Consider the following 15794-nt stretch of genomic DNA (forward strand, 5'->3'; position numbering starts at 1 on the left):
CATGGTTATGCAAAAGAACATTACCCTCATTGATGATGAATTGGATGTGGTTGAAGCGGTGAGTGAGATGCTAGAGCTAGAAGGGTTCAGTGTGACGAGTTTTACCGATCCTAAGCTTGGCCTGAAATCGTTATCACTAGATAGCAAACAGGTGGTGCTGTGTGACGTACGCATGCCCTACCTTGATGGTTTAGCCATGCTTGATACGATTCAAAGTCGAGCTCCAAAGTGCGAAGTGATATTAATGAGTGGCCATGGCGATATTCCTATGGCGATTGAGGCGATGAAGCTGGGCGCATTTGATTTTATTGAGAAGCCGCTGCAAAGCGATGAGCTGATTGAAAAACTCGATTTAGCCGTTACTCATATTCGTAACGTTCCTGAGGCGGCGAACGAATCTCAGCAATTGCCGATTGAAGAGGTGGTGATCGGTGTCTCTAACCAAATGGAGATGGTGCGAACTCAAGTGCTCGCACTCGCGCGTACTGGGGTCGATACCATTATTAATGGCGAGACGGGCACTGGCAAAGAGGTTATTGCTTCCGCTCTGCACCAATATTCAAAGCGCCGCGATAACCCCTTTGTTGCGATTAACTGCGGCGGGATGACTGAAAGCATCATTGAAAGTGAGCTGTTTGGTCATGAAGCAGGCTCCTTTACCAGCGCTAACAAAAAGCGTATCGGCAAGATAGAGCAAGCGCATGGCGGAACCTTATTCCTTGATGAAATAGAGAGTATGCCAATCGCAGTGCAGATTAAATTGCTGCGCGTGATCCAAGAGCGAGTCATCGAACGTGTTGGCGGTAACCGCTTAATTCCGGTCGATATTGTTGTGGTGGCAGCGAGTAAAGCTGATTTGGCTGAGCTAAGTAAACAAGGTGAGTTTCGCGCTGACCTCTTCTATCGATTGAACATTGCCAGTTTAAACTTACCTCCACTAAGGCAACGCAAAGAAGATATTCAATCTCTGTTTCGACACTTTGTGGTCCAAGCGAGTCAGAAGTATAAAACCCGCCCATCAACGCTCTACTCTGAGCAAATTCAGCAGCTATGTCGCCACGATTGGCCGGGGAATGTTCGTGAGCTAAGAAATGTCGCTGACCGTTTTGTACTCGGGATTGTTGGCGAGGGTTTTGATCTGCAAGCGCCTCCGACTCAAGGGAATGATGCGTTCGCCTTTGAGCAACAAATGGAGCAATATGAGCGCAACGTACTGACCGAAGCGCTGATTGAAATGTCCGGCAACATCAATGAAGTTTCACTGCGACTCAATCTGCCACGTAAGACCCTCTATCGTAAGATGAAAAAGCATCAACTCGATAAAGAGAACTTCAAAGCATAACCGACAAGACATAATTGACCCATCATAGAAGTTTAATAAAAGTATTATATTTATCTGTTTGAATTATAAGTGAAAAGTTTTTGGCACGCTGCGTGCTATTTAGACAATTGGCTTAGTTAGAAGTGAGGGAATGTTTCGCTAACGGCGAACCACAACTTCGACAAACTGAGCCTTATAACAAAACTATTTTGCTGCAAGGAGAATCAACAGATGAAGCAAATTTTAACCAGTGGTATCGCACTTTTGTTAGGTGTTAGTTCAGTTGCTATGGCGAGCAATGAACCCGCTCAAGTCGGTCCTCGACCATTATACCTAGTGAGTGATATGGAAGAGGGACCACTGAAAACCAAATTGGAAAGCTGCGAAGCCGGCCCATTTTATCGTAGTGACTTTTCTATCGGCCACCGCGGCGCTGCCATGCAGTTTCCTGAGCATACTAAAGAGTCTTATCTAGCAGCGATTGCGATGGGCGCAGGTGTCTTGGAATGTGACGTCACGTTCACTAAAGATAAAGAACTGGTCTGTCGTCATTCACAAAGCGATTTGCATACCACAACCGACGTTCTTGCTCACCCTGAGTTGGCTAAAAAGTGCTCTGTGCCGTTTAAACCTGCTAACCCAGCAACAGGTGAAGATGCGCAAGTGGAATGTCGTACATCAGATTTCACGTTGGCGGAATTCAAAACCCTTAAAGGCAAAATGGATGGTGCGAATCCGAAAGCAACTACGATTGAAGAGTACATGAATGGCACTCCGGGCTGGCGTACCGATCTTTACTCGCAAACGGGTACTTTGATGACGCATGCTGAAAGTGCTGAGCTTTTCAAAAAGCATGGTGTGAAGGTGACGCCAGAGCTGAAGTCAGCGGCAGTTGATATGCCATACAAAGGCTTTAGCCAAGCGGATTATGCGCAGAAGTTAGTTGATGAGCTAAAGGAGGCTGGCTTCTCAGCGAAAGATGCTTATGTGCAGTCATTCAATCTTGATGATGTGAAATACTGGATTAACAACGAGCCAGAATTTGGTAAACAAGCGGTCTACTTAGATGACCGTGTCTACAACCTAGAAGGCTTTACCGCGACGTTGGAAAACATGAAAGCGCTATCAAAAGAGGGCGTGCAAATCATCGCACCACCGCTTTATGCACTGATTCAACTTGATGATAAGAATGCGATTGTGCAGTCAGAGTACGCTAAGTTAGCTAAGCAAGCCGATCTCGATATTATCGCGTGGACATTAGAGCGCTCTGGTCCTTTAGCGCAAGGTGGCGGTTGGTATTACCAAACCGTGACTGAGCAGATCAATCAAGATGGCGACATGATGAAAGTGCTAGATGTATTAGCGAAAGATGTTGGTGTACTTGGTGTGTTCAGTGACTGGCCTTCAACGGTCACCTACTACGCGAACTGTATGGATATCTAATTCTATCGTCACTAATAAACAAGCCCGAGTTAACTCGGGCTTTTTTGTATTGGAATAACGCTAACGTCTAAGACTGCTTGAAGTATTTGTTGTTGGTTAAGTATTCAACAACCACTTCGACGTTGTTTTTAGTCTGCTTATTCACTCGCCCTGGGAAGGCTTGTTCTAGCTTGTCGAGGCGGTCAAACTCAGTGTGCCAAATCTTACCCCACTTGGTTTCTGTTTTGCGGTCGCAAGCGGTTTTGTTCTCAGCATCGTAGCAGTCCCACATCAGTGGATTCTCGGTCTGTGAGTAACCGTCATAGCCTTCTTCGCCGTTGATATTAAAGTTGGTCGACTCGACATAGGCGATTGGAATGCCTGCACAGGCAAACGGCGCGTGATCAGACCAAGAGCCCGTTTCTCCCGCTGGGTAGCCCGGGAAGCCAGGGTGAACGACATACTTTTGCTCTTCACCGATTCTATCAATTGAAGCTGCGAGCATGCCATCGCGAACCCAAGTCTCTTTATTGTAGGTTTTATCGCTAAGACCAATCGCTTCACAAGTTTTCTGGTATTGCTTGTAGTCAGAGTGTGCCGCGTGAACATAGACAATATCGCCACCGCCGACAGTGTCATAGTTAATCATGGCAATGACGTTGTCTAATTGGCCTTTCTTGAGCGCCTCGGTGACGTAATGTTTAGAACCGTTGAGACCATTTTCTTCCGCACCGACAAATAGAACTCTAACGGTATACGGGATCTCTTGCGCCGCATGAAGGGCTTCAGCGATGGCGGTTGCGGCCGCTAGACCCGCACCATTATCCGTTGCGCCTAATGATCCGTGGTCATCGCCAGTGGAATCATAGTGTGCGACGAGGACGATGGTGTCTGTTGAAAGTCCTGCTTTTTCAACAATGTAGTTGTTTGAAGTCTTAGTTTTACCGCTCTTCTCGTAGCTGAAAGGTTGGGTTATTACGTCGTAGCCTACTTGTGTCAGTTTGTTTTTGATCCATTCGCCAGTCTCAATTTCTTTAGCCGAGCTTGCTGGGCGAGCACCAATCCCATCACTGCCATCGGCAATTTGAGCAAGGTATTTGACCGCTTTATCACTGTAGTTCGTTGTAGTGGGAGCGTCGGTTGCAAAGCTATATCCAGACACACTCAATGTGAAGAGTGCAGAGCATAACAGGGTCTTCTTCATAATAGATCCTTAGACTATGAGGAGCAGTATCTGCCGCTTGTCGACAATATCCAATTGAACACATAGTTGCGGCTTATAGGTTTGAGCTACCTATTTTAGGGAGCAGGAGAAGGCTATCACGCTGCATGGCTTATTTGTGTGAAATGCTTCAAATTGAAACATTGATTTTGGTGCAGATTAAGGTCAAGAAGTTGAATTTATATGCCAAATAACTGTTTGATAGAAAAGAATAATAGCGGTGAGGTACTAGTTATTTAACAGGAGTGGGTACATATTTATGCGACATCTTCAGTCGATATTCTATTTATGTGAACAGAGCAGATAACCGAGTTAAATTATTCATTCACTCTATGATCTCGCTAACAAACGGGTTCGGCATTTTTCCATGTGATTAAGTTTTATTCAGATATTATCTACTCAGCTTGCTATCACCCCCTTTGATTAACTAGCAGGAAGCGTAGATTCACTGAGTGAAATTTATGGGACATAAATGACCCAAATGCGTTATCTAACGTTGGACATCAATGACCCAAAGTGTTTTTGGTTATTTTGAATTCAATTTAAATTATTGAAAAATAAAGATTTAAATATTGGCACGCCACCTGCTATATGGAGAGGGAACATCAACAATAACGTGAATGTAAGGTTCTAATATGAAAAACAGTGTAAATGGATTGTTAATCGCTGGCTCTTTGCTGCTACCTTCTCTGGCGATGGCAAGTGAGTGTGCTACTCGCGGGGTACTGGATGATAGATACTGTGATGAAAACCAAGATTTAGTGGCAGATGCGCCAAAGGATGCAAACGAGTGGATCGACCCAAGTACCTTGGTGTTTACGTATACGCCAGTAGAAGACCCAGCGCTTTATAAAGATGCTTTTGCCGATTTCCAAGCGCACCTAAGTAAGGTTACTGGCAAAAAGGTTATCTACTACACTGTTCACTCAAACTCAGCTCAGGTTGAAGCGATGCGTTCAGGTCGCCTTCACGTTGCGGGTTTCTCAACAGGTCCAACGGGTTATGCAGTAAACCTAGCGGGTTACGTACCTATCGCCGTAAAAGGGGATGAATCGGGCTTCCAAGGCTACAACCTAGTGACGATCGTACGTAAAGACAGTGGCATTAATGGGATGGCGGATCTAAAAGGTAAGCGAGTTGCCCACACTTCGGCCTCTTCTAACTCAGGTAACCTTGCGCCACGCGCTCTGTTTCCAGCACAAGGCTTAGTACCTGACCAAGATTACAAAGTGCTTTACTCTGGTAAGCATGATCAATCTATTCTAGGCGTATTCAATGGCGACTACGATGCCGCGCCTGTGGCCTCTGATGTTTATGACCGTATGGTTGCAGCAGGTCGTGTTGATGATTCTGAGCTGAAAATCATTTACCGTAGCCCACGTTTCCCAACGTCTGCATTTGGCTACGCGTACAACCTAAAACCTGAGTTAGCAGAGAAAATTAACGAAGCCTTCTTTAGCTATCGCTTTACTGAAGAAATGAGTGATGCCTTTAAAGGTGCTGATCGTTTCTCACCAATTTCCTACCAAGAAGAGTGGGCGGTGATCCGTGATATCGCACACGCAACAGGTACGGCTTACACCAAAGCGGGCCTGAAGAAACTTGCTGAAAAAGATGCTGCGAAGCGCGCTAAGAAAAAAGCGGCAGAGTTAGCGAAGCAAGCAACCAACCAGTAATTCTTCAATCAATAACGACTAAGTACGGTGCCTTGTGTGTAGGGCTCGGGGCATCGTACACCCTAAATTTAGGCTCAAGATATTAAAAAGGAAGAGTAGTATGGCTGTAGCAAGCTGTGACAGAACTAAGTATGACGGAATAAAGATCAACAACCTTTTTCATGAATACGTGGCAGGCAAGCCAATCCTTAAAGGTATTGATATTGATATCGACCAACCGGGCATTATTGCCATCATTGGCCCATCAGGGACAGGTAAAAGTACTTTGCTTCGTTGCATCAACCGCCTTAACGATCCAACCAGCGGTGAGATCTTATTCGAAGGGGAAGACTTAACCAAGTTGCAAGGCCAAGCGCTACGTAAGCAACGTCGCCATATTGGTATGGTTTTCCAAGAGTACAACTTAGTTGAACGCCTAACCGTGATTGAAAATGTCTTAAGTGGCCGATTGGGCTATATGTCTTCATGGAATGCTTGGCGTCGTAACTATTCAAAAGAAGATTTGCGCAAAGCGTTCGAGCTTTTAGAATTCGTAGGCTTACAAGATTTTGCTAATCAGCGCGCAGACAGTCTTTCTGGTGGTCAGCGCCAACGTGTCGGTATTGCCCGTGCTGTCATGCAAGATCCATATATCTTACTGGCAGATGAGCCGACCTCTTCACTCGATCCGAAAACGGCGGTTGAGATCATGGAGTTGATGGAAACCTTCGCCAAAGAAAAACAGATCCCTGTGCTGGTGAACATCCATGACGTGAACTTGGCTAAGCGTTTTGCTAACCGCATTATCGGCATGTGTAACGGCAAAGTTCATTATGATGGTAGTCCTGAAGGCATCAGTGAAGAAGATCTCAAGATCATTTACGGAGGTGAGTCATGGCTGGATTAAGCTCCTCATCTTCTGCGTCAATCAATGTAGAAAACCCATTTAAAACGTCTTGGGCGAGTCGTTTAGGTGTCGTTGCTATCGTGGCCTATTTGTTCTACAGCTTTGCAACCTTAGATCTAACGCTTGATAGATTAATTATTGGTTTTGGTGAAAGCGAACGCTTACTTTCTCGTATGTTCCCGCCTGACTTTTCTCGCTCTAATCTACTCCTCAGTGGTTTAGCGGAAAGCTTACAAATTGCGATTATTTCGAGCTTTTTTGGCATCGTTATATCGTTGTTCTTGGGCTTATTGGCTGCGCGTAACATGATGCCATCGATTGTGTCGACGCCAGTGCGTGGTTTTATCGCCTTATGTCGCTCTTTCCACCCAGTCATCATCGCAATCTTGTTTGTAAAAGCGGTAGGCTTTGGCGCACTAGCCGGGATTTTAACCTTAGTCTTTGCCTCCATCGGCTTTATTGCCAAGTTGTTTGCCGAAGCGATTGAAGAAATCTCCTTTAAACAGGTGGAAGCGATCCGAGCAACGGGCGCGAGCTTTATTAGCGTGATTCTGTTTGCGGTCATGCCGCAGGTATTTACTCGTTTCATCGGATTTTCCAGTTACCAGCTTGATTCAAATCTACGTAACTCGACCATGGTCGGTATCGTTGGTGCGGGTGGCTTAGGTGGGACACTGTTTTCAGCATTCCAACGCTTTGACTATGATTTTGTCGCAGCGATTCTGATTACGATTATCGCGCTGATTCTAGTGGGTGAGTTCTTGTCTAATGTAGTAAGGAGAATCTTCTAATGACGACAGCTTCTATTGATAGAGAATGGCAACGTTTTACCTTTAATGAGCGCATTGCAAGATTCGCAGCCTACCTTTGTTTTGTTTCGGCCATTGTATGGTCTTGGCAGACGGTAGAAGTCATTCCTGAGTTTCTCTACGACGCGCCGGCGCAGTTTGCGGATATGTTTGGTCGAATGGTGCCGCTCGATTATGGTTTCTACCCGACAACCATCCATGCTGCGCTGATTGAAACTTTGCACATCGCGACGTTAGGTACCTTGTTTACACTGATATTGGCAATTCCATTGGCATTGCTTAATGCGCCAAATATCACACCAAATAAAACGTTAAACTGGATAGCGCAGTTCTTCTTAGTGTCATCGCGTTCAGTAAACTCCTTAGTTTGGGCTTTACTTTTCATTGCACTGTTTGGTCCGGGTGTACTGGCGGGCATTATGGCGATTGCAGTCCGTAGTATTGGCTTCGTGGGCAAGCTATTGGCGGAGGCGATTGCCGAAGTCAATATGGGCACCATTGAAGCGCTAAAAGCGACAGGAGCTTCTTGGGCAAGTATCTTGATGAAAGGTTATTGGCCTCAGGTTATGCCGGCATTCTTCTCGATTGTGCTGTTCCGCTGGGATATCAACGTGCGTGAATCTGCTGTACTTGGTTTGGTTGGTGCGGGTGGTATTGGTGTGGTTCTAAATGATGCTCAAAACCTATTTGAGTGGCAGAAAGTATCGATGGTACTAGTGAGCATTTTCGCTGTGGTTGTATTGGCTGAGGCATTGGTCGTGCATGTACGTAAGAAGCTAATTTAAGCTTAAGCCGTGTACAGCAAAAACAAAAAGGCAGGGGGGACTCTGCCTTTTTCAATTAATCCATTATCAATCCCTTTCAGCTTGGCATCTTGTCAAAAAGGTTACTCGCTTAAAGTGTCGACAAGAGTTGGCTCATCATCAGGATGGTGAGTTTGGTGTTCTTCCAACCAATGCGGGTTGTTATGTATTGCTTCTATCAGCTCTTGATCTACGTGGGCGAAGTAAAGGTCTTCTTCAGCTTTGCCTCTGAGTCTGAGTTTTTCCGTAAAGTCCATGGCTTGCCTCCTTGGAATCACGACGTCCTATTTAAAGTATAGTTAGCCGTGACCCACCCAGAGGCGAAGGTCCACAATGATTGCTCAAAGTGAGAGGTTGGTAGGGTATTAATTTTCGTTTTTGAGTACGAGCAACTGTTGGCTAAATTCAGAAAAGCCAAAGCCGCCTGGCTGACTCATGACAAGACTCGGTTTATGGCTCAATTTGTGCCAATAATGCTCTATGTTCTTAACGCCGACCGTCATTGGCAGTGTCTCGAACATTTGCTGGTCATTGAGCGAATCACCCACATAGCAGCATTTATCCAAAATCTCTTGCTCGTTGAGCCCTTTGCTTTTCAGGTAGGCAAACGCACTGTTGCGCTTAGAGTGTTCACCATACCAAGCGTTGATGTGAATAGAGCTCGCCGTCGCATGGGCGCCTAGTTGGTGGATTTGGGCCACAAGTTGTTCAATTACCCTTGGGTCAAGCGGTTCGCGGTTTTGGCCAATATCGATGGCGACTTCGCATAAGCGGTACGCTTGATCCAGAGTCAGGTTGATATCTGAATATTGACTCAGCAGTTGTTCGACTTGGCTCTTTAGTTCTGCTTGTTGGGAGCGCATGGTTTCAAGCGGAACGCTGCTTGTTAAGCTAATCCCGTGCTCCCCTTTTTCTAAGGTGAAAGCACCGTTTTCTCCCAGTACCGCATCCACTGGCCAAAGTTGCGCGATATGATCACACCAACCCGCACATGCGCCGGTGACGGCCACAATCTTGATTCCTTGCTGCTTAAGAGCGTTGAGAGCAATCAGTGTTTCTGGCGGAAGTTTGCCTTGCCAAGTCAAGGTATCGTCGACGTCAGTCAGTACCCATTCAATGTTTTTCCAATCCTTTGAAAGTACGTTTTCCATCTATTCATATCGTGTTTTTGAGCGAATAGTTGAGTCTACCTAAGCCATGACGGAATTTCAGTGAGGTGAGTAAAGTTAACGGATTCTCAGTGACGGTTCACTTTTCAGCAATAACGTTTCGTTGTTGTAAATAGTTATCATTTTTATATAACCATTGGTACAATATCTAGCTTGGTAGTGTTAGAAATATCATTAATTTATCGGGGGCATTGTGGCAAAGGCATCTAATACAGCGAAGGCGGTAGCGACGTTTAATCGTATTAGTAAGGTTTTATCCTTTATTCACAGTCACCTGGATGCGCCGCTTTCACTTGAAGATATCGCGGCGCAGAGCTGTTGGTCTCGCTGGCAATTACAACGCGTCTTTCAGGCAGAGACAGGGTTGACGGTGGCCAACTATGTCCGTGAATTAAAACTTAGTGCAGCAGCCGAGTTGCTATTAGATTCTGATCAGAGAGTGATCGACATTGCCATCGCACTGGGCTTCAATTCTGAAATTGCCTTTAGCCGTGCGTTTAAGCAATTTTTTGGTCACAGTCCAAGAACGTACCGCAACAATGCCCAACGCATAGGGCTGAAAAAGCCGATTGAAGTGTCTGAAGTAAGTATCAATGGCGCCAATGAGCTCGCGTTTGTTGAGGTCCGAATCGACACCAAAGAAGCCTTTATTCTGAAGGGGGTAAAAGGCGAGATTAAAGGGCTTTTCTCTCTATTGCCTGATTTTTCCTATGTGGTACCAAAACTTTGGCAGCAGTTAGAGGCGATTGTTCACCCTTCCTCTGTGCCTCAAGGCCAACTACTTGGGGTCGTTGATGTGACGAAAGCGGCTTTTGATGGCAGCAATCTTTTCTATTGGGCTGGGCTTGAGCTGCACCAGAGCACGCTAATGCCCCAATTGCCGAGCGTGGTTTCTGACGAGTTAGATATCTTGAATGTTCCCCAGCAAACTTACGCTGCGGTAAAACATAAAGGTCCGATAGAGACTTTGCCAAAAACCTTAGAGTGGTTCATTTTACATTGGTTACCGAATTCTGATTACCGCGGTATTGATGGCTATGAGCTGGAAGTATACCCGCAACACTACCAAGCGGATTCTCCAGATGCGGAGATGGAGTATTGGGTGCCGATCTCCAAGGTTTAAGCTGTTTGATAAACCCTCTCCACTGCCATTTTCTCGTTAACTTGCACCAAATTGTTAACTTTAATTTCCGTCTGCCTATATTATGCAAATGATATTTATTCTCAATAAAGAAAAGCATTGGTATAGAAGAACAACATGGATAATACGATGACATTTAAGCGCTCAGCCGTAGCGCTCGCGTTGCTAGCGACATTTTCAGCTCCCATTTTAGCAGCCGATCAAAGCAACCCTGATACCACTCAACTTGAAACCATCACTGTGCTAGGTAAGGCGTATCGAAATACCGCAACCAAAACCGCACTGGAGCCAGAAGAAACGCCGCAAGGCATTACCGTTCTTGATGGTGAGTTGCTTGAACAGCGTGGCGTCAAATCCGTATCTCAAGCGCTTCGCTATGCGCCGGGTGTAGTGACTGAGCAAAAAGGTGCATCAGTGACCATGTATGATAACTACTCAATTCGTGGTTTCGATAACAAGAACGTTAACTACTACGATGGTTTGGCACTTCAGTACTTAAACGGTTGGAACTTACAGCCACAAATTGACCCTATTGCGATTCAGCAGATTGAGGTATTTAAAGGCCCAACATCAGTTCTTTATGGTGCAATGCCACCGGGTGGTATGGTCAATATCATCGCTAAAAGCCCTCAGTTGCAAGACAGCACCTCAGTCGGTGTGGCGACGGGTTCTAGAAACTTGATGGAAGCTTCAATTGATACCACAGGGCAAATCGGCGATAGCAACTTATCTTACCGTGTTATTGCGCTTGCTCGTAAGCAAGATAGTCAGGTCGATTTCGCTGAAGAGGAACGTTACGTATTCGCTCCATCACTAGATTGGCAAGTGACCGATCGTACGTTAATCAACTTTAACCTCTACTACCAAAATGATCCGTCGCTGGGTATCAACTCATCCCTGCCTTCTATGGGCATGGTGACTGACAGTCCAGTTGGTTCAATTTCATCTTCTACGTCAGCAGGAGACAAGAACTGGAGTACATTCGAACGTGAAGTTCTGATGCTGGGCTACAAAATTAACCACGATTTTGAGAGTGGTTGGAGCTTCTTACAAAACGCTCGCTATACCGATGCGTCTTTGTATCAAGAAAACACTTATCACTACTGCGATGAAGCGAGCGGCTACTGTGATTTTAATGCTCAAACTGGCGAGTTAACTCGTAACATCTACAGCACCGATGAAAGCTCAACTGGCTTTGTGATTGATAACCAGTTGTCCAAGCTAGTTGTTACCGGTGATGTTGAACATAACTTACTGTTTGGTTTTGATTACCAACAGCTAAGTGGTGATGCGAAATACACGACCTTCGGTCAAATCAGTGGCTTTAACGTCTTTAACCCGAACAACAACATGATTGATCGTAGCCAACTGACAGCAACCAGTGTTAGCAACGATAAAGTGGATGTCGAGCAGTTAGGTTTCTACTTCCAAGATCAGTTGCGCTATAACGCACTTGTGTTGATTGCTGGTGGTCGCTACGACCAGTATGAATCAACCAGTAACTACAATGGCTTCGAGACCAAAGCTGACCAAAGTGAATTCTCTTACCGTGTTGGCGCATTGTATGAGCTATCCAATGGTATCTCTCCTTTCATCAACTATGCGACCAGCTTTGAACCTGTTGCTGGTGTAAGTGCATTTAACGAACCGTTCGAAGCAGAAACTGGCAGCCAAATCGAAGGTGGTGTGAAGTACCAGTCTGAAGGCGGTGCAGTGGAATCGACCGTGTCTGTTTTCCACATCGTTAAGGAAAATGTGGTTATCACAGACCCATCATCTGCCGATTACCAAGGTCAGTTGCAAGTCGGTGAAGTGACGTCACAAGGCGCTGAGTTTGAAGCGCGTTGGTACCCAACAGACTCTGTCGATGTACTGGCTAGCTACACCTACTTAGATGTTGAGATTACCGAAGATGGTGACAACGGCCTACAAGGAACGACGCCAATTTATGTACCAGAACACTCGGCGACACTTTGGGCTAACTATTACGTAAGCTCGGGGGCATTAGACGGTGCTCGCTTGGGCGGTGGTGCTCGTTATGTTGGCGAAATGCAGATGGACGCGAGCAATACCCAAGGTAAAGTCCCTTCATACACGGTTGTCGATCTTTCTCTTGGCTATGATTTAGGTTATGCGAGCGACTCTTTAAGCGGTGCTCAAGCGAACCTTATCATCAACAACCTATTTGATACCGATAATTACACTTGCTACGACAAGTACAATTGTTGGTACGGAGCGGAGCAGTCAATCGAGCTAAATGTGAATTACGAGTTTTAAGCTCTTAAACACCTCAAGTAAATGGGCAGCTCATCATGGGCTGCCCTATCTGATCTAAGCCGCTATTTTGGGTTGTCAGGAGGAGATGATACACCTCTGCAAACTTGCGAACGGCTCACTGCTCTTGGGGTAAAGACGGTAATCGTCAAACTTGGTGCTAACGGGTGTTTAGTCTCGGAATCGGGTGTCAATGAACCCTATAATGTATTAACAACGTACGCAGACGCCGCAAAGAATAAATTCAAATAGGAACAAAACAATGCCTACCTTAAACGAGCAGCTACAAGCGCTGAAAGTTATCCCTGTTATTGCGATTGATAATGCACAAGACATTATTCCACTGGGTAAAGTGTTGGCGGAAAACGGCCTGCCAGCAGCAGAAATTACTTTTCGCTCAGAAGCGGCAGTAGAAGCAATTCGACTCTTGCGTGAAGCGCAGCCAGATATGCTGATCGGCGCAGGCACTGTGCTTAATAAAGAACAGGCGATGGCAGCAAAAGAAGCGGGCGCAACCTTTATTGTGTCACCGGGTTTTAACCCAAATACTGTCAAAGCGTGCCAAGAGATTGGTATTGATATCGTGCCGGGCGTAAACAACCCAAGCACCATTGAAGCGGCCTTAGAAATGGGCCTAACCACGCTCAAGTTCTTCCCAGCGGAAGCATCAGGTGGCGTAAACATGGTTAAGGCATTGCTGGCTCCATACACCGACGTGAGTTTAATGCCGACGGGTGGAATCAATCCTGCCAACATCAAAGACTACTTAGCGGTGCCACGAGTACTGGCGTGTGGTGGCACATGGATGGTTGATAAAAAGCTGATTGAAGCAGGCCAATGGGACGAACTGGCTAAGCTCACTCGTGAAGCGGTTGCCCTCGTTTCCGAGTAATCACATTATCCCACGGTTTCCAAAGCGCCTCTATTCTGAATCAGATGGAGGCGTTTTTGTTTTAGATAGCCGCTCATTTTCGATTCTAATTCGCAGCCATGAGTGACTAGCTTTGAGTCGGCAAAAATTGTAATCCCCAACTTTTGTGCCTTTACTTTATCCCATAACTATAAACCCAATAATAATGGATAACGTGATGAGCAAACCTGTTATAGCTGCAAACAAACCAATCAAAGTCGAACTCACTGCCGGGGAAGAGAATTACTTCTGTACTTGCGGCCGTTCTAGCAATCAACCATACTGCGATGGCTCTCATGCAGGGACGGGCTTTAAACCCAAAGCCTTCACTACTGAAGAGAGTGGCGATGCCTACCTATGTCGCTGTAAACATACCCAGAATCCACCGTTTTGTGATGGAGCCCATAAGCAATTTACTGATGCAGATGTTTGCAAGGAAGGCCCAGGGGTTCAGATCCAAACCATTGATGTCGCTCCAGCAGCAAGTGCAACCAAAGAAGAACCCACGGTTGAATTTATTCATCAGTTGGCGCGAGAAGGTTTAGCCAAAGTGGGACATCACGGCCCAATGACCTCTATGGGTGTACCACGACATTTACTGCCCCATTGGGATGACATTCAAGTGATGGTGGCGCAGATGGCGAGCAAGCCATTAATGGAAGATGTGCCAGTCGCTACAGAGCTGATTATTGGCCCGCAAGCGAAAAAGCCGCTTAAACTGAATATCCCGTTGTTTGTCTCTGACATGAGTTTTGGTGCGCTATCTGAAGAAGCGAAAGTCTCTTTAGCCAAAGGGGCTGAGCTTGCCGGTACAGGCATTTGCTCGGGCGAGGGCGGAATGTTGCCAGAAGAGCAGGCAGCAAACTCACGCTATTTCTATGAGTTAGCCAGTGCCGGGTTTGGTTATGATGAGTCAAAGCTGAAGAATGTTCAGGCGTTTCATTTTAAAGGTGGTCAAGGCGCGAAAACCGGAACCGGAGGCCATCTTCCGGGCGCCAAGAATATTGGTAAGATTGCCCAAGTTCGCGGCATAGAGGCGGGAACGGCAGCGATATCTCCACCAACATTTAAAGACTTAACAACCACCGAAGATTTTAAGCAGTTTGCCAATCGAGTCAGAGAAGTCACTGGCGGTATCCCGATTGGTTTTAAGCTCAGCGCTAACCATATCGAGGAAGATATTCAATTTGCTTTAGATGCCAGTGCTGATTACATCATCTTAGATGGCAGAGGGGGCGGCACGGGCGCCGCGCCGGAAATGTTCCGTGATCATATCAGCGTGCCGACCATTCCTGCTCTAGCCAGAGCCAGAGCTTATTTGGACAAAGTCGGCGCTAGTGGTCGGGTTACCTTGATCATTACCGGAGGTCTGCGAGTGCCAATGGATTTTGTTAAAGCGATGGCGTTAGGGGCTGATGGTGTGGCGATTTCCAATAGTGCCATGCAGTCGATTGGTTGTGTTGCGGCAAGAATGTGTAACACCAACAATTGTCCCGCTGGGATTGCGACGCAAAAAGCGGACTTAAGACAAAGGCTCAATATCGATAAGGCGTCCAATCAATTGAAGAACTTCTTTGAAGCGTCAACCGAGTTGATGAGTGTAATGGCAAGGGCGTGTGGTCACCATCAGTTGAGTCAGTTTAATCGTTATGACCTTGCGACTTGGGATCGGGAAATGGCCCACCTTGCGGGAGTTCGATATTCTGGAGTGGTGGACTTAACCCAAAATTAAATGGTTTTGAGTTAGTACTCTCGCTAAAGTTTACCGATAATATATTGAATAGTAAGGATTAAGAAACATCCTGTTCAATCTTTGAATTACCTTACTAATAAAATTATAAATTACCAACTAAAATTAACGGGTGCTTGATGCGTTTATGGTTGGAGGTAAGCATGAATTTTTTTGTCCAGTTTGATGAAGAAGGTATGTACCAAAATAACCCGTGGGATATTCCAGTCCCTTACTTAAAAGGGGAGGTACGTGCGCTGAATCCTCTGCTAGCCATGGTGCTGATTGAGAGAAATCAAGCTCACCTCTATCATAAAAACCAAGATCTCCAAGCTGAGCATGGTGGCGTAAAGTAACCTACTCAGCTCAAATACGTTAGTACTTGTTGGTAAAGTGATCCATTTAGGTATGAATGGATCACTTTAGCGATGT

Annotated in this window: 14 protein-coding genes and 1 pseudogene; 12 read left to right on the plus strand and 3 right to left on the minus strand. The window is 45.9% G+C overall.

Annotated features, from left to right (window positions below):
* Position 1 precedes the first annotated feature (1 nt).
* Both VIA_RS10350 and VIA_RS10355 read left to right on the plus strand, forming a co-directional pair.
* The gene (locus VIA_RS10350) at positions 2-1342 is read left to right on the plus strand and encodes a sigma-54-dependent transcriptional regulator (protein WP_004412938.1); all 1341 of its coding nucleotides are present in this window, start codon (positions 2-4) and stop codon (positions 1340-1342) included.
* Between the two features lie 210 nt (positions 1343-1552).
* Complete coding sequence (locus VIA_RS10355) at positions 1553-2764, plus strand: glycerophosphodiester phosphodiesterase family protein (RefSeq protein ID WP_004412939.1); 1212 nt, start codon at positions 1553-1555, stop codon at positions 2762-2764.
* A gap of 67 nt (positions 2765-2831) precedes the next feature.
* Here the strand turns inward: VIA_RS10355 and VIA_RS10360 are convergent, their stop codons facing one another.
* On the minus strand, positions 2832-3947 hold the full coding sequence (locus tag VIA_RS10360; protein WP_004412940.1) for a M28 family metallopeptidase: 1116 nt from the start codon (positions 3945-3947) through the stop codon (positions 2832-2834).
* 653 nt (positions 3948-4600) lie between these two features.
* Here VIA_RS10360 and phnD point away from each other — a divergent pair.
* The 4 genes from phnD to phnE (VIA_RS10380) all read left to right on the plus strand — a co-directional run bounded on the left by phnD (position 4601) and on the right by phnE (VIA_RS10380) (position 8121).
* Complete coding sequence (gene phnD / locus VIA_RS10365; RefSeq protein WP_004412941.1) at positions 4601-5641, plus strand: phosphate/phosphite/phosphonate ABC transporter substrate-binding protein; 1041 nt, start codon at positions 4601-4603, stop codon at positions 5639-5641.
* A 100-nt stretch (positions 5642-5741) separates the two neighbouring features.
* Positions 5742-6527, plus strand: coding sequence for a phosphonate ABC transporter ATP-binding protein (gene phnC, locus VIA_RS10370; RefSeq protein WP_004412942.1), 786 nt, complete (start codon positions 5742-5744; stop codon positions 6525-6527).
* Complete coding sequence (gene phnE, locus VIA_RS10375) at positions 6515-7318, plus strand: phosphonate ABC transporter, permease protein PhnE (RefSeq protein WP_004412943.1); 804 nt, start codon at positions 6515-6517, stop codon at positions 7316-7318. The genes phnC and phnE (VIA_RS10375) overlap by 13 nt, the downstream gene beginning before the upstream one ends.
* The gene (gene phnE, locus VIA_RS10380; RefSeq protein ID WP_004412944.1) at positions 7318-8121 is read left to right on the plus strand and encodes a phosphonate ABC transporter, permease protein PhnE; all 804 of its coding nucleotides are present in this window, start codon (positions 7318-7320) and stop codon (positions 8119-8121) included. The genes phnE (VIA_RS10375) and phnE (VIA_RS10380) overlap by 1 nt, the downstream gene beginning before the upstream one ends.
* Positions 8122-8222: 101 nt before the next feature.
* Here the strand turns inward: phnE (VIA_RS10380) and VIA_RS22350 are convergent, their stop codons facing one another.
* Both VIA_RS22350 and VIA_RS10385 read right to left on the minus strand, forming a co-directional pair.
* Complete coding sequence (locus tag VIA_RS22350) at positions 8223-8396, minus strand: hypothetical protein (protein ID WP_004412945.1); 174 nt, start codon at positions 8394-8396, stop codon at positions 8223-8225.
* A gap of 108 nt (positions 8397-8504) precedes the next feature.
* On the minus strand, positions 8505-9290 hold the full coding sequence (locus VIA_RS10385) for an HAD-IIB family hydrolase (protein ID WP_004412946.1): 786 nt from the start codon (positions 9288-9290) through the stop codon (positions 8505-8507).
* A 211-nt stretch (positions 9291-9501) separates the two neighbouring features.
* On the opposite strand from VIA_RS10385, the gene VIA_RS10390 reads away from it, so the two are divergent.
* The 6 genes and pseudogenes from VIA_RS10390 to VIA_RS10410 all read left to right on the plus strand — a co-directional run bounded on the left by VIA_RS10390 (position 9502) and on the right by VIA_RS10410 (position 15718).
* Positions 9502-10431, plus strand: a complete 930-nt coding sequence (locus VIA_RS10390; RefSeq protein WP_004416476.1) for an AraC family transcriptional regulator — start codon at positions 9502-9504, stop codon at positions 10429-10431.
* Between the two features lie 135 nt (positions 10432-10566).
* Entirely contained in the window at positions 10567-12726 is a 2160-nt protein-coding gene (locus tag VIA_RS10395) for a TonB-dependent siderophore receptor (RefSeq protein ID WP_004412948.1), read from the plus strand.
* Positions 12727-12807: 81 nt separating this feature from the next.
* A pseudogene (locus tag VIA_RS22495) lies at positions 12808-12909 on the plus strand (sugar kinase); the annotation flags it as partial.
* A 76-nt stretch (positions 12910-12985) separates the two neighbouring features.
* A complete protein-coding gene (locus VIA_RS10400) occupies positions 12986-13615 on the plus strand; it encodes a bifunctional 4-hydroxy-2-oxoglutarate aldolase/2-dehydro-3-deoxy-phosphogluconate aldolase (RefSeq protein WP_004412949.1) in 630 nt (209 codons plus the stop codon).
* A 196-nt stretch (positions 13616-13811) separates the two neighbouring features.
* Entirely contained in the window at positions 13812-15365 is a 1554-nt protein-coding gene (locus VIA_RS10405) for a glutamate synthase-related protein (protein WP_004412950.1), read from the plus strand.
* 161 nt (positions 15366-15526) lie between these two features.
* Entirely contained in the window at positions 15527-15718 is a 192-nt protein-coding gene (locus tag VIA_RS10410) for a hypothetical protein (protein ID WP_004412951.1), read from the plus strand.
* The last annotated feature ends 76 nt before the right edge of the window (positions 15719-15794 follow it).

Source organism: Vibrio orientalis CIP 102891 = ATCC 33934, from assembly GCF_000176235.1.
GTDB classification, from domain to species: Bacteria; Pseudomonadota; Gammaproteobacteria; order Enterobacterales; family Vibrionaceae; genus Vibrio; species Vibrio orientalis.

Excerpts from the sequence above, each read along its gene's own strand:
- VIA_RS10350 (WP_004412938.1), top strand. The coding sequence starts at position 2 with ATGGTTATGCAAAAGAACATTACCCTCATTGATGATGAATTGGATGTG.
- VIA_RS10355 (WP_004412939.1), top strand. The coding sequence starts at position 1,553 with ATGAAGCAAATTTTAACCAGTGGTATCGCACTTTTGTTAGGTGTTAGT.
- VIA_RS10360 (WP_004412940.1), bottom strand. The coding sequence starts at position 3,947 with ATGAAGAAGACCCTGTTATGCTCTGCACTCTTCACATTGAGTGTGTCT.
- phnD (WP_004412941.1), top strand. The coding sequence starts at position 4,601 with ATGAAAAACAGTGTAAATGGATTGTTAATCGCTGGCTCTTTGCTGCTA.
- phnC (WP_004412942.1), top strand. The coding sequence starts at position 5,742 with ATGGCTGTAGCAAGCTGTGACAGAACTAAGTATGACGGAATAAAGATC.
- phnE (WP_004412943.1), top strand. The coding sequence starts at position 6,515 with ATGGCTGGATTAAGCTCCTCATCTTCTGCGTCAATCAATGTAGAAAAC.
- phnE (WP_004412944.1), top strand. The coding sequence starts at position 7,318 with ATGACGACAGCTTCTATTGATAGAGAATGGCAACGTTTTACCTTTAAT.
- VIA_RS22350 (WP_004412945.1), bottom strand. The coding sequence starts at position 8,396 with ATGGACTTTACGGAAAAACTCAGACTCAGAGGCAAAGCTGAAGAAGAC.
- VIA_RS10385 (WP_004412946.1), bottom strand. The coding sequence starts at position 9,290 with ATGGAAAACGTACTTTCAAAGGATTGGAAAAACATTGAATGGGTACTG.
- VIA_RS10395 (WP_004412948.1), top strand. The coding sequence starts at position 10,567 with ATGGATAATACGATGACATTTAAGCGCTCAGCCGTAGCGCTCGCGTTG.
- VIA_RS10400 (WP_004412949.1), top strand. The coding sequence starts at position 12,986 with ATGCCTACCTTAAACGAGCAGCTACAAGCGCTGAAAGTTATCCCTGTT.
- VIA_RS10405 (WP_004412950.1), top strand. The coding sequence starts at position 13,812 with ATGAGCAAACCTGTTATAGCTGCAAACAAACCAATCAAAGTCGAACTC.
- VIA_RS10410 (WP_004412951.1), top strand. The coding sequence starts at position 15,527 with ATGAATTTTTTTGTCCAGTTTGATGAAGAAGGTATGTACCAAAATAAC.